This is a genomic window from Streptomyces sp. NPDC093260, from assembly GCF_040683715.1.
GTDB classification, from domain to species: Bacteria; Actinomycetota; Actinomycetes; order Streptomycetales; family Streptomycetaceae; genus Streptomyces; species Streptomyces sennicomposti.
The window spans coordinates 190400-202650 of record NZ_JBFBEK010000011.1 but is presented as its reverse complement, the minus strand read 5'-3'; the positions used below and the strand labels follow the sequence as shown (position 1 = coordinate 202650).

At 70.9% G+C, this 12251-nt stretch carries 9 protein-coding genes and 1 pseudogene; 7 read left to right on the top strand and 3 right to left on the bottom strand.

Annotated features, from left to right (window positions below):
- The gene (locus AB0N63_RS16770) at window positions 1-819 is read right to left on the bottom strand and encodes an FAD/NAD(P)-binding protein (RefSeq protein WP_365529670.1); all 819 of its coding nucleotides are present in this window, start codon (window positions 817-819) and stop codon (window positions 1-3) included.
- A complete protein-coding gene (locus tag AB0N63_RS16765; RefSeq protein WP_365529668.1) occupies window positions 816-2000 on the bottom strand; it encodes a 4Fe-4S dicluster domain-containing protein in 1185 nt (394 codons plus the stop codon). Before AB0N63_RS16765 ends, AB0N63_RS16770 begins: the two co-directional genes overlap by 4 nt.
- 451 nt (window positions 2001-2451) lie before the next feature.
- Between AB0N63_RS16765 and acsA the strand changes: the two genes are divergently transcribed.
- Genes acsA through AB0N63_RS16740 form a run of 5 tightly spaced genes read left to right on the top strand, consistent with a single transcriptional unit; the run spans window position 2452 to window position 8146 of the window.
- Complete coding sequence (gene acsA / locus AB0N63_RS16760) at window positions 2452-4287, top strand: acetate--CoA ligase (protein ID WP_365529666.1); 1836 nt, start codon at window positions 2452-2454, stop codon at window positions 4285-4287.
- Complete coding sequence (pdhA, locus tag AB0N63_RS16755) at window positions 4284-5309, top strand: pyruvate dehydrogenase (acetyl-transferring) E1 component subunit alpha (RefSeq protein WP_365529664.1); 1026 nt, start codon at window positions 4284-4286, stop codon at window positions 5307-5309. Before acsA ends, pdhA begins: the two co-directional genes overlap by 4 nt.
- Window positions 5306-6385: a pyruvate dehydrogenase complex E1 component subunit beta gene (locus AB0N63_RS16750; protein ID WP_365529662.1), complete on the top strand. Its 1080-nt coding sequence runs from the start codon at window positions 5306-5308 to the stop codon at window positions 6383-6385. Before pdhA ends, AB0N63_RS16750 begins: the two co-directional genes overlap by 4 nt.
- Window position 6386: 1 nt before the next feature.
- Window positions 6387-7874, top strand: a complete 1488-nt coding sequence (locus AB0N63_RS16745) for a dihydrolipoamide acetyltransferase family protein (protein WP_365529660.1) — start codon at window positions 6387-6389, stop codon at window positions 7872-7874.
- Window positions 7875-7879: 5 nt separating this feature from the next.
- The gene (locus tag AB0N63_RS16740) at window positions 7880-8146 is read left to right on the top strand and encodes an acyl carrier protein (RefSeq protein WP_365529658.1); all 267 of its coding nucleotides are present in this window, start codon (window positions 7880-7882) and stop codon (window positions 8144-8146) included.
- 443 nt (window positions 8147-8589) lie between these two features.
- Here AB0N63_RS16740 and AB0N63_RS16735 read toward each other — a convergent pair whose 3' ends face one another.
- The gene (locus AB0N63_RS16735; protein WP_365529656.1) at window positions 8590-9264 is read right to left on the bottom strand and encodes a CBS domain-containing protein; all 675 of its coding nucleotides are present in this window, start codon (window positions 9262-9264) and stop codon (window positions 8590-8592) included.
- A gap of 180 nt (window positions 9265-9444) precedes the next feature.
- On the opposite strand from AB0N63_RS16735, the pseudogene AB0N63_RS16730 reads away from it, so the two are divergent.
- Window positions 9445-9696: pseudogene (locus AB0N63_RS16730) on the top strand (pyridoxamine 5'-phosphate oxidase family protein); the annotation flags it as partial.
- Between the two features lie 118 nt (window positions 9697-9814).
- Window positions 9815-12244 (top strand): glycosyl hydrolase family 65 protein, encoded by a 2430-nt coding sequence (locus AB0N63_RS16725; RefSeq protein WP_365529654.1) that lies wholly within the window; start codon window positions 9815-9817, stop codon window positions 12242-12244.
- Window positions 12245-12251 lie beyond the last annotated feature (7 nt).

The following is a 12251-nucleotide window of genomic DNA, read 5'->3' as shown; positions in this document are numbered from 1 at the left end:
TCACAACTCCCTCGCGAGGAGCAGCTCTGCCACACGGTCGTAGCCGACGACCGGCCCGTCGCGGCACAGCAGAAGTGGGCCGAGCTGGCAGTGGCCGCAGTGGCCGGTGGCGCAGTGCATGTTGCGTTCCAACGACACCTGGACGCGGTGCGGGACCAGGCCCCGTATCACGAGGTCACGCGCGGTGTGGCGCATCATCACCTCGGGTCCGCACACCAGCGCGCAGGTCCGTTCGGTGCGCAGATCGAGGCGGTCCAGAAGCGTGGTGACCACGCCCACCGCGCCCTTCCAGCCCGGCCCTGGGCGGTCGACGGTCACCTCCACCCGGAGCGGGCCGCGCCAGTTCTCGATCTCGCTCTGGAAGACGAGGTCGGCGGGGGTGCGGGCACCCACCAGGACGGTGAGCCGACCGTACTCGGCCGACCGGTCCAGGACCGTGTGCACGACCGGCCGCAGCGGAGCCAGCCCGATGCCGCCGGCGATCACCAGGACGTCGTGTCCAGCTGCCGCTTCGAGGTCCCAGCCGGTGCCGTACGGTCCGCTGAGTCCGACGCTGTCACCCGGGCGCAGCCGGTACAGCGCGGTCGAGACCGCGCCGACCGCGCGCACGGTGTGCACGAGACCCCCGTGACGGCCGCGCAGGGCGCTGGCCGAGATGGGCACCTCACCGACCCCGAAGGCGTAGATCATAGCGAACTGCCCCGGGGAGAAGGGCGCGAGTGCTTCGCCGGCCGGCACCAGCTCGACCGACCGGGTGTCGGCGGTCTCGGCCCAGGCATCGGCGACGCGGTACGGCAGGGGGGGCGGCACGGTGGTCATCCTTCCTTCGGCTCCGCTGCCGTTGCACCGGACCGGGTCCAGTCGTGCAGGGCGGCGGCTTCCTCGGTGATGTCGATGCCGACCGGGCACCACACGATGCAGCGTCCGCAGCCGACGCAACCGGACGAGCCGAACTGGTCGTACCAGGTGCCGAGTTTGTGGGTCATCCACTGCCGGTAGCGGCTGCGCGCGGAGGCGCGGACCGGGCCGCCGTGCAGGTGGGAGAAGTCCAGGTCGAAGCAGGAGTCCCACAGCCGCCACCGCTCCGCGTGGTCACCGGTGAGGTCCGTGACGTCCTCGGTGGTGGTGCAGAAGCAGGTGGGGCACACCATGGTGCAGTTGCCGCAGGTCAGGCAGCGGCCGGCGACGTCGTCCCAGCGTGGCGCGTCGAGCGTTCCGGCCATCAGCTCCCGCAGGTCGGCTTCGGGCATGGTCCGTCCCATGCGATCCGCAGCGGCCGTGACGCCGGCACGGGCCTTCTCCCGGGTTTCGGCGTCGGCCGGACGAGCGGGCAGCTCGGCCAGAATCCCCGCTCCTTCCTCGCTGCCGCTGCGGACCCAGAAGCGGTGCCCGTCCGCATCGACCACTTCGGTCATCACCAGGTCGTAGCCGGGGCCGGCAGCGGGTCCGGTGCCCATGGAGACGCAGAAACACGTGGCGCCGGGCTCCGTGCACTCGACGACGATCAGCAGTGCCCCCGAGCGGCGCCCCTCATACTGGGGATCGCGGTATGCCCCACCGATCAGCACCCGGTCCTGGATGGCGACGGCCCGCAGATCGCAAGGACGCACGCCCAGGAAGGCATAGCGGGGAGGCGCGGCCTGGTCCGCCGTGAGGACCAGCTCCCCCTCCACCCGGTCGGCGCTCCACTCCCTCACCCGCGCAGGATGCAGGAAGGACTTCCACGACTGGGGCCCCGCCGCGTTCGCGAAGGCGGCGCCGTCCGACCGCTCCCGCAGGCGGTACCGCCCGGCCTCCAGCTCCACGCCCCATCCGTACGGCAGTTCGTCGGCCGACCGCAGCTCCGACAGCACGATGGCACCGTCCCGGGCCGTGGGGCCGATCACGGTGAAGCCGCGCCGGACCAGCACGTCGACGAGCGCGGCCATGCCGTCCTTGCCCATCACGAGCCCCTCGGACGCGGGGGGCGGGACGGCGTTCACATCGGTGTCAGCACTCATGGCCGACCTCCTTCAGCACGACGGACGGCGCATCGGGCCCCCTACCTCCCCTCAGCCCACGACGGCAGCCTTGCCGGTACAGCGCCGCGCCGACAGAGCCACATGGGCACGTCTGCGGGGGCCGTTGGTCCCCTTGACCGCAGACGAGCCGACAACCGTTCTCCTGTGGCTCGGCCGAGCCGATTGCTGGACCACGCTCTCGGGGGAGTGAACCGGTATGCCGCCGCGGTTCCGGTTCACGTTGCCGGGCGTGGGCGCCATGGCGTTCCCGCGCTCTGCGCCGGCCGGTCCTCTGGTCGTCTGCGGCCGCCATCGTGTCGCGTACGACGGCGGCCCCGGGGCGGAAGCCGGGACCGGAGCCGTCCGGCCGCGGAAGGGGGCCGTTCGACCCAGTGCGGACGGAACCGACCGGACGGATGGTCGAAGAAGGCCCGGAGGAAGGAGGGCCGCCATGCCATGGGAGACCATCCGGAAGGACACCCCGCCGCGCGTCGTCCCCACTCTGCGCGACTACGACAAGGAGTGCGCGGACTTCTCGTGGCAGGCGGCGCGGAGCAGGCTGGCGGGGCTGCCCGACGCACGGGGACTGAACATCGCCCACGAGGCCGTCGACCGGCACGTGGCATCGGGCCGGGCGACTGCGGTCGCGCTGCGCTGTGTCGGGCGGGACGATTCCGTCACCTCCATGACCTACGGGGATCTGGCCCGCTCGACGGCGCGGTTCGCCAACGTGCTCCGCGGCCTCGGGATCGGTCACGGGGACCGGGTCGTGACGCTGCTGGGGCGCTGCCCCGAGCTGTACACCGTGGTCCTCGGCACGCTGAAGAACACCAGTGTCCTCTGCCCGCTGTTCTCCGCCTTCGGACCGGACCCGGTCTTCCAGCGGATGACGCTGAGCGACGCACAGGTGCTGGTCACCACGGCGGACCTGTACCGCAAGAAGATCGCCGGGCAACGCGAAAGGCTTGCCGCCCTGCGCCACGTGCTGATCGTCGGCGAGGACCCGGACGACCTGCCCGGCACGCTGTCCCTCGCGGCGCTGCTGGCCGACGCGGCCGACACCTTCACCATTCCGCCCACCTCCCCGCACGACATGGCCCTGCTGCACTTCACGAGCGGCACGACAGGCATTCCCAAGGGTGCGGTGCACGTGCATGAGGCGGCTGTGGCCCACTACATGACCGCGTTGTACGCCCTCGACCTGCACGAGGAGGACGTGTACTGGTGCACGGCCGACCCAGGCTGGGTCACCGGGATGTCCTACGGGATCATCGCCCCTCTCATGCACGGTGTGACGGTCGTGGTGGACGAGGGCGACTATGACGCCCGACGCTGGTACCGGATCCTCGCCGAGCAGCGGGTGAACGTCTGGTACACGGCGCCCACCGCCCTGCGCATGCTGATGCGCACGACGCCGAGGACCGGCCCCTACGACCTGCCCCGCTCGTTCGACCTGAGCGCGCTGCGGTTCATCGCGTCGGTCGGCGAGCCGCTCAACCCGGAGGCCGTGCTGTGGGGACGGGACGTGCTCGGGCTGCCGGTGCACGACAACTGGTGGCAGACCGAGACCGGCGCCATCATGATCGCCAACTTCGCCGCCTGCGACATCCGCCCCGGCTCGATGGGGCGCCCGCTGCCCGGTGTGGAGGCGGCGGTGCTGCGGCGCGGCGAGGACGGCCGGGCCGAGGTCGCCGACGGACACGTCACCGTACTGGAAGAGCCCGGAGTGGAGGGAGAACTGGCGCTCCGGCCCGGCTGGCCGTCCATGTTCCGCGGCTACTTGCACGACGAGCCACGCACCGCGGCGGCCTTCGCGGACGGCTGGTACCTCACCGGCGACCTCGTACGACGCGACACCGACGGCTGGTACTGGTTCGTCGGACGCGCCGACGACGTCATCAAGTCGGCGGGCCACCTCATCGGTCCTTTCGAAGTCGAGAGCGCCCTGATGGAGCACCCGGCGGTCGCCGAGTCCGGCGTCATCGGCCGCCCCGATCCCGTCGCCGGGTACATCGTGAAGGCCTTCGTCACGCTGCGGCCGGGCTTCGACGCGACCGCCCCGATGCGTCAGGAACTGCTGGCCTTCGCCCGGCGCCGGCTGGGCCCGGCCGTGGCGCCCCGCGAGATCGCCTTCGACCAGCACCTGCCGCACACCCGCAGCGGCAAGGTCATGCGCCGCCTGCTGCGGGCCCGTGAACTGGGCCTGCCCGAGGGCGACGTCTCCACCCTGGAGGACTCCACCTTGGAGGCGGCCCCCTCCACGCAGCGGACGGAGCAGCCCGCATGAGTGCTACCCACACCCTTCGCTCACCGCGCACCGCCTCCCGGCCGAACCGTCAAGCTGCCGAGCACCGGCTGGCCTTGCTGGAGTCGATGCTGCGCGTGCGCCGGTTCGAGGAACGCTGCGTGGAGCTGTACAGCGCGGCGCGCATCCGGGGTTTCATGCACCTCTACATAGGTGAGGAAGCGGTCGCCGTCGGCGTCAACGAGGCACTCACGGCAGACGACGCGGTCGTGTCGACGTACCGCGAACACGGGCACGCACTCGCCCGTGGGGTTCCGGCCGAGGCGATCATGGCGGAGATGTTCGGCAAGGTCACCGGCTGCAGTCGGGGCCGTGGCGGCTCGATGCACCTCTTCGACGCCGGCCGCCGTTTCTACGGCGGCAACGCGATCGTCGGCGGCGGACTCCCGCTCGCGGCCGGTCTCGCCCTCGCCGACCGCATGACCGGCCGCAATCGTGTCACCTGCTGCTTCTTCGGCGACGGCGCCTTCGCAGAGGGCGAGTTCCACGAGACCGCCAACCTCGCCGCGCTGTGGGGGCTGCCGCTGCTGCTGGTCTGCGAGAACAACCTGTACGCGATGGGCACCGCCCTGGCCCGGCACCAGGCCCGGACCGACCTCGCGCTGCGTGCCGCCGGGTACGGCATGGTCGCCTGGGCCGTCGACGGCATGGACGTCTTCGCAGTGGAGGACGCCGCCCGGAAGGCGGCCGAAGGGGTGCGTGCCGGAACCGGACCGCACTTCCTGGAGGCGCGCACGTACCGCTTCCGCGCCCATTCCATGTACGACCCCGACCGCTACCGCGACAAGTCCGAGATCGAGCACTGGAAGGAACGCGACCCGGTAGAAGGACTCGCCCGACGACTGCGCGAGGCGGAGGCGCTGACCGAGAAGGCCCGCACCGCCATGGAGGAGCGCCTGGCCGCCGAGATCGACCGCGCTGTCGAGGCCGCCGATCAGGCTCCCGAGGAACCGGTCGAGGATCTGCTGAAGTACGTCACCAGCCCGGAGGCGAGCCGGCCATGACCACGACCCGCGCGCGTACCGCCGAACCCACCGCGCCCGACGACCGGGAGACGACCTATCGGGACGCGATGCGGGAGGCCCTGCGCGAAGCGCTGCGCACGGACGAGCGTGTGTTCCTGATGGGTGAGGACGTGGGCCGGTACGGCGGCTGTTTCGGCGTCAGCCTCGGCCTGCTGGAGGAGTTCGGGCCCGAACGGATCCGCGACGCCCCGCTGTCCGAGTCGGCGTTCGTGGGCGCCGGTATCGGTGCGGCCCTGGCAGGTATGCGGCCGATCGTCGAGATCATGACGGTCAACTTCAGCCTGCTGGCCCTGGACCAGATCCTCAACAACGCGGCGACCCTGCTGCACATGTCGGGCGGCCAGCTGTCCGTACCGATCGTGATCCGCATGACCACGGGTGCGGGGCGACAGCTCGCGGCCCAGCACTCGCACAGCCTGGAGGGCTGGTACGCGCACATCCCCGGCCTCCGGGTCCTCACCCCGGCTACCCTCACCGACGCCCGGTACATGCTGGCACCCGCGCTCGCCGACCCGGACCCGGTGCTGATCTTCGAGCACGGCGCCCTCTACAACGTCTCGGGCGTGCTACCCGCCGACGCGGGGCCTGTCGACATCGACCACGCGGCCGTCCGCCGGCCCGGTACCGACGTCTCCCTGATCACGTACGGTGGCTCCCTGCCCAAAGCCCTGGCCGCGGCCGACGACCTCGCCGGAAGCGGCATCGGCGCCGAGGTCGTCGACCTGCGCACCCTGCGCACCCTTGACGACGCCACCATCGGCGAGTCTGTGGCGCGCACACACCGTGCCGTCGTCATCGACGAGGGCTGGCGCACCGGCAGCCTCGCCGCGGAGATCTCCGCGCGTCTCACGGAGGAGCACTTCTACGACCTCGACGCCCCCGTCGAGCGGGTGTGCAGCGCCGAGGTGCCCATGCCGTACGCGCGCAGGCTGGAGGAGGCTGCGCTGCCTCAGGTCGGCGGAATCGTCGCAGCCGCACACCGCGCCGTGGGCGAACCGGCGCCGGTCGGAGCCAACGGGGCGGAACGGCGACCGGTGGCCGGAAGGTCGGGCTGAGATGACCGCGTTCACCATGCCCTCGCTCGGTGCGGACATGGACGAAGGGCTGCTGCAGGAATGGCTCGTGCGTCCCGGGGACCGGGTGCACAAGGGTGATGTCATGGCGGTCGTGGAGACGGACAAGGCCGCCATCGAGGTCGAGTGCTTCGAGTCCGGGACCGTGGGGCAGTTGCTCGTCGAGCCCGGTACCCGGGTACCTGTGGGGACCCCGCTCGCGCTGATCGAGGACCAAGCCGTGCCGGACCAGCGGGCGGGCTTCGGGGAGGCCGTCGCGGGCAAGGCGCCCACGCGCACGGCGGCCGGCCAGCAACCAGCCGCACGGCACCAGCGTCCGGGGCCTCGGAAGAAGGCGGCCCGCAAGCCCGGGGCGACTTCGGAGCCGGCACCCTCCGCAGCCCGGAAGGAGCCGACCGACGAGCACGTACACGCGCCCCCGAAGCCGTCCGGTGGAGCCGATTCCGTGGTCGGCGCCGGTCCGCTCGTTCGGCACCTGGCCGTTCTGCGCGGTGTCGACCTGACGACACTGCTCGGCACCGGTCCGGGCGGCCGGATCACACGCGCCGACGTGGAGCACGCCCAGCCGCAGCTTGCACCGAGGGTGCGGGCCACCCCGTACGCACGGCGCCTCGCCCACGACTTCGGCGTCGACCTGGCGACAGTGCGGGGCACCGGGGAGGACGGGGCCGTGCGGGCGGCGGACGTGGGCATGGCCATGCGCTCCCCTGTCGGAGGAAACGCACCCGGGCGGCCCGGTCGCAGCCCGCTGACGGGCGACACGCGTCCGGACGCGGCCGTACGAAAGGACAGCCGCCCGGAGGACCGTACGGACGCCAGGCGTCGTGCCATCGCCGACCTCATGAGCCGCTCCAACCGGGAGATCCCGCACTACTACCTGTCCACCGCCGTCGACCTCGCGGCGGCCCAGGACTGGCTGCGCCGGATCAACCGCGGTCGTCCGCCCGCCGACCGCCTCGTGCCCGCGGCCCTGCTCCTCAAAGCCGCCGCCCTGGCAGCACGCGAGGTGCCGACTCTCAACGGTTACTGGCGGAACAACGGATTCGCCCCCGCTTCCGAGATCAACCTGGGCGTCGCGGTGTCGCTCCGGCAGGGCGGACTGCTCGCGCCGGTGATCCACCGCGCCGACACACTGCCGCTCGACGCCCTCATGGGCCGCCTCAAGGACCTCGTCCAGCGAGCCCGCCGCGGACGGCTGCGCGGCAGTGAGACGACCGGCGCCACCCTGACCGTCACCAACCTGGGCGACCAGGGCGTGGAGGCGGTGTTCGGGGTCGTACACCCGCCCCAGGTAGCCCTGGTCGGCTTCGGAGCGGTCGTCGAGCGGCCCTGGGCCGCGAACGGCATGCTCGGCGTGCGTCCGGTGGTGACCGCGACCTTGGCCGCTGACCACCGGGCCACGGACGGAGCCGTGGGGGCGCGCTACCTCACGGCGGTCGAGCGCCTGCTGCAGCAACCCGAGGAGCTGTGAGTCAGATGAAGCCCCTGAACAACGCGGAGGCTCTGTCGGTGATCAAGGAGTCGATCACGCAGATCGTCCCCGACGCCGACTTCGCTCTGGTTCGACCGGACGACAAGTTCCGCGACGTGCTCGAACTGGATTCGCTGGATTTCCTCAGCCTGATCGAACTTCTGTCCGAGCGCACCGGAGCTCGTATCGACGAGGAGGACTACCCGGAGTTGACCACGCTGTCCGACTCGGCACGGTTTCTGGTCGACAGGACTGCTGCCGACCGGTCATGACCGCGCCTCGCGTCGCACGACGGCGACGGGGCAGCGCGCATCCGGGCCTGCAGCTCGGCGTGACCAACCACGCACTGCTGCATCACGCACCGTGCCCCGTCGTCGTCCCCCGGACCGTGACCGCCCCGCCATGAGGCGTGCGGGACGCAGCCGGCTTCCAGGCGGGTCGCCAGCTCGATGGGGACTTCCGGCCCTGTGGCCCAGAAACGCCGTCGTCTGACGGTGGTAAAGACCGAGGGGCCGCCCAGTGGCCGGCTCGATGCCATTCACCTGGTTCCCAGCCGGCCCATACGGCGCGGTCCCCTGGGCACCGCTGCTCGGACTCCAGCGGCGCGCGGCACACAGACGAGGAGAGAACGATGTCGCACACCGGACAGTGCAGCGTGCGTCTCCACCTCTCCGAAGACGACGGCGGGACCACGAAGGCGCACATCCCGACGGGCTCAACTGTCGCTGGACGCGTCCCGCGAGTCGTCCTTCCGGTGGGAGAGATCCCCTGACACCGACACCACGCCGTCGACGCCACGGCACAACTGCTCGATGACGGGAATCAGACTCCTGTACTCGACAGTGCCGGCGAGCGTCACCCGCCCGTCGCGCACCTCCGCGCTCACGTCTCGTGGATCAAGTCCCAAGGTGCGCCGCAGCAGGTCGCCGGTGATCTCCTCGCGAATGGCCTCGTCACGGCGGAGGAAGACCCTCAGCAGATCACCACGGCTCACGATGCCCAGGAGCCGGTCCGTCTCGTCCACCACAGGCAGTCGTTTGACGTTCTGGGTCTCCATGAGGCGGGCGGCCTCGACCACGGTCCACTCCGGACGTGCGCACACCGCGGGAGCGGACATCAGTTCCTCGGCACGGGAGCCCTCGGCCTTGGCCCGTTCCCAGGCCTCCAGGTGCGGGATGGGTGTCCTGCCCGACGGATCGGCCTGGTCGGCGCTCTTGCGGAGCAGGTCGGCCTCGGACACCACACCCAGCGGACGGTCCAGCTCGTCCACCACGGGCACGGCGGTGACGCCGTTCTCCTCCAGGAGTCTGACGAGCTCCTTGAACGGCGTGTCACGCCGTGCCCGGACGACGTCCCGGCTCATGAGCTCCTCGACCGTTCGGTGGTGCATGTCGCCTCCCGGGAACGTTGCCGCCCACCTCGCGGAGACGGGGCAGCCGCCCCGTGCGGCGGTGTGGCCCGCATGGCAGGTTGGATACAGCACCATTCTGAGGAGAGAGCGGCGATCATGCGAGCGCACCTCGGCGATCAACTCGTCGTCGACAGTCCGGCGACCGGCGCCGCCAGGCGCGACGGTGAGATCGTCGACGACGCCGTCGTCTTCCGAAGCGCGCCCGACTCCGTGGCCGCAGCGGCAGCGGAGACGGAGGTCGCCTTCGAGGTCGATCACGTGGACGACGCCTTGAGCCAGGGCTGGAGTGTGCTCGCCGTCGGCCCCGCCGGCGTGGTGACCGGTCCCGAGGCCGTACGCAGGCTCGCCCAGCAGGCCCACACCACCCCATGGGCCGGTGGTGAGCGTCAGATGTGGCTGTCGATCCGGCCCACAAGCCTGGCCGAGGACGCCGTGTCGGCGCTGCTGCCGGCGGGACCCGAGGCGTTCGCTCTGGTCCACCGCACGTACTTGGGCTTCCAGGGCCTCCGGAGGATAGGAAGTGTGGCGCATGCCGGAGTGGACGTGGCAGTGGACGGGCTACGACCCCGCCGCCGAACGATTGCGCGAAGCCCTCTGCACCCTCGGCAACGGATACTTCGCCACGCGGGGCGCGCTGCCCGAGCGCCGGGCCGATCTGGTGCACTACCCGGCGACCTATGTGGCCGGCTGCTACGACCGCCTGGGGTCGACAGTGACGGGGCGGCGTGTGGTGAACGAGGATCTGGTCAACCTCCCGAACTGGCTGTTTCTCCGTCTGCGTCTGCGCCACGCCCAGGGAGCGTGGGGCCCGTGGATCTCTCCCAGCACGCACGCCCTTCTGGACCACAGGCACACCCTGGATCTGCGCCGCGGCACGCTCACCCGGTCCTTCCGCCACCGGATGGACGAGAGGGGTGAGCTCAGCGTCGAGCAGATCCGCCTGGTGCATATGGGGGATCCCCACCTGGCCGCGCTGCGCACGGTCATCACGGCCGCGGACTGGTCGGGCGAGATCGAGATCGAAAGCTCGATCGACGGCGAGGTGATCAACGGCAACGTGCACCGTTACCGCGCCCTGGACCGCCACCATGTGACCCATGTGCGCACCGGTGTCCACGAGCCCCACACGGTCTCCCTGACCTGCCGGACCAACACGTCGGACATCTCCGTCGCCCTGGCCGCCCGGACGACGGTCATCGCCGACGGGGCTCCGGCCTCGTCGGTGCTTCGCCCAGCCCGCCAACGCGCGGTCCACCGTCTGGTGATCGCCTTCTCACCAGACCGAACCGTCACCGTGGACAAGACCGTGGCGCTCCACACCTCGCGCGACACGGCGATCAGCGATCCGCTCGGCGCAGCGGTCGACCGGGTGACCACAGCACCGGACTTCGCCACCCTGCTGGACTCCCATGGCGCCGCGTGGGAACGGCTGTGGCGGCGCGCCGACATCCAGGTGCCCGGCGAAGCCGGCCGCATCCTGCGCTTCCACCTCTTCCACGTCCTGCAGACGCTGTCACCCAACACCGCGGACCTTGACGTGGGAGTGCCCGCCCGTGGCCTGCACGGCGAGGCGTACCGGGGCCATGTGTTCTGGGACGAACTCTTTGTACTCCCGTACCTCAACCTGCACTTCCCGGAAATCTCCCGGTCTCTGCTGAACTACCGTTATCGTCGCCTCCCGCGGGCCTGCAGAACAGCTGCTGTGACAGGTCGGTCCGGCGCGATGTACCCGTGGCAGAGCGGCAGCGACGGCCGTGAGGAGTCCCAGGAATGGCACCTCAACCCGACGTCGGGCCGCTGGCTGCCCGACCACTCCCGCCTCCAGCACCACGTGGGTTCCGCGGTCGCCTACAACGTCTGGCAGTACTGCGAGGCCACCGGCGACACGGAGTACCTGCACACCAGGGGCGCGGAGATGCTGCTGCAGATCTCCCGTTTCTGGGCGGACCTGGCCGCCTTCGACCCCGAGACCGGCCGCTACCGAATCCGCGGTGTCGTCGGCCCCGACGAGTACCACGACGGCTACCCGGGTGCCGCCTTGCCGGGACTGGACGACAACGCCTACACCAACGTCACTGCGGCCTGGGTCCTCACCCGCACCCTGCAACTCGTGCGAAGTCTGCCCGCATGGCGCCGCGGGGAACTGCTCGACCGGCTCCGGCTCGACGTCGGCGAGCTGCAGGAGTGGGAGGAGGTCTCCCGCCGGCTGCGGGTGCCGTTCCACCGGGGAGTCATCAGCCAGTTCGAGGGCTACGACGACCTCGTCGAACTGGACTGGGAGGCCTACCGCGCGCGCTACAGCACCATTCGCAGGTTGGACCGGATCCTGGAAGCAGAGGGCGACACGGCCAACCGTTACAAGGCGTCCAAGCAGGCCGACGTCCTGATGCTCGGCTACCTGTTCTCACCCGCCGAGCTCGGAGCGCTGTTCCTGCGTCTCGGGTACGCCCTGGACGACGACGTCTGGCGCAGAACCGTGGACTACTACCTCCAGCGCACCAGCCACGGCTCCACCCTCAGCGAACTCGTCCACGGCTTCGTCCTCGCCCGGGCCAGACGCGCCGACGCATGGCAGTACGTCCACGAGGCACTGGAGGCGGACGTTGCCGACATCCAGGGCGGCACGACCGGCGAGGGTATCCATCTCGGGGCCATGGCCGGGACTCTCGACCTGGTCCAGCGCGGCCTGTCAGGGCTGGAGACACGTGAGGACGCCCTGTGGCTGGACCCGGTGCCTCTGCCGGCCCTCTCCGAGTACGGGTTCACGGTGCACTATCGCGGTCACTGGGGCGTAGGCATACGCCGTCGCAGCGGGGAACTGGAAATCAGCGTGCCGGACTCGGAGGAATCCCCGATTCGCGTGATGCTCGTCGATCGGGCGGTGACCATCGCGCCCGGGGAAACCTGCTCGCTCCTGGTGCCCGACCCTGTCCCGGACCGCCCCCCGGACCAGACCTGACCCCGTC

Bases quoted from the DNA above. Each gene is read 5' to 3' on its own strand.
- AB0N63_RS16770 (WP_365529670.1), bottom strand. From the start codon at position 819: ATGACCACCGTGCCGCCCCCCCTGCCGTACCGCGTCGCCGATGCCTGG.
- AB0N63_RS16765 (WP_365529668.1), bottom strand. From the start codon at position 2,000: ATGAGTGCTGACACCGATGTGAACGCCGTCCCGCCCCCCGCGTCCGAG.
- acsA (WP_365529666.1), top strand. From the start codon at position 2,452: ATGCCATGGGAGACCATCCGGAAGGACACCCCGCCGCGCGTCGTCCCC.
- pdhA (WP_365529664.1), top strand. From the start codon at position 4,284: ATGAGTGCTACCCACACCCTTCGCTCACCGCGCACCGCCTCCCGGCCG.
- AB0N63_RS16750 (WP_365529662.1), top strand. From the start codon at position 5,306: ATGACCACGACCCGCGCGCGTACCGCCGAACCCACCGCGCCCGACGAC.
- AB0N63_RS16745 (WP_365529660.1), top strand. From the start codon at position 6,387: ATGACCGCGTTCACCATGCCCTCGCTCGGTGCGGACATGGACGAAGGG.
- AB0N63_RS16740 (WP_365529658.1), top strand. From the start codon at position 7,880: ATGAAGCCCCTGAACAACGCGGAGGCTCTGTCGGTGATCAAGGAGTCG.
- AB0N63_RS16735 (WP_365529656.1), bottom strand. From the start codon at position 9,264: ATGCACCACCGAACGGTCGAGGAGCTCATGAGCCGGGACGTCGTCCGG.
- AB0N63_RS16725 (WP_365529654.1), top strand. From the start codon at position 9,815: ATGCCGGAGTGGACGTGGCAGTGGACGGGCTACGACCCCGCCGCCGAA.